This is a genomic window from Mycobacterium sp. E2238, from assembly GCF_001672665.1.
Taxonomy (GTDB): Bacteria; Actinomycetota; Actinomycetes; order Mycobacteriales; family Mycobacteriaceae; genus Mycobacterium.
In genome coordinates this window covers 1-654 of sequence record NZ_LZKF01000157.1, presented here as the reverse complement: position 1 = coordinate 654, position 654 = coordinate 1, and the positions used below count along the sequence as shown (strand labels likewise).

The window sequence follows — 654 nt, the reverse complement described above, 5'->3', positions numbered from 1 at the left end:
CCGCGCGTTCCGTAGCCGGCGAGGGCGAATTTCGTCACGGGTCCTAGCCTTGCAGTTGCCGTGCGCCGGCGACGTCAGGGGTGCCGTTCGTCACCCAACCCGTCCCGCGCGCGCGAAGTTTTCCAGAAGGTCGGCGCTCTTGGTGATGCTGTCTGCGGGCTTCGTCATCCGAGCGGCCAGCTCGCGGGCGCGCGAGAGGTAGTCGGGGGAGAGGATCTGGCGCAGGTCGGCCACCAGCGACTCGCGCGTGGTTTTGGAAAACGGGCGGGCGACACCGACTTTCAACCGATCCACCTGCCCTGCCCAGATCTTCTGATCGCTCATGCTCCAGAGGCTCAATGTGGGCACTCCGGCGCGCAGGCCCGCTGCCGTGGTTCCCGCGCCGCTATGGTGTACCACGGCCCGGCAAGCGGGAAAGACCGCTGCGTAATTGACCGCGCCGACTACCTTGACGTGGTCCGAATGAGCGGCGCCACTGAAATCGGTTTTGCCAGAGCACACCAACGCCCGCTCGCCCAGCTCCGCGCAGGCCTCGCCGATCATGGTGATTGTCTCGGCCGGCGAATCGACCGTTGTGCTGCCGAAGCCGAAGCAGATGGGTGGTGTTCCCGCAGCGACCCACGATGCGACTTCGTCGTCGACATCCGTGGTCAG

Annotated in this window: 1 protein-coding gene; it reads right to left on the bottom strand. The window is 66.2% G+C overall.

All coding sequences use genetic code 11. The features are described 5' to 3' along the window. Nucleotides 1-90 precede the first annotated feature (90 nt). Nucleotides 91-654 (bottom strand): glycosyltransferase (locus tag A5711_RS27250; protein ID WP_369829935.1); only part of this gene is annotated, 564 nt, incomplete at its 5' end.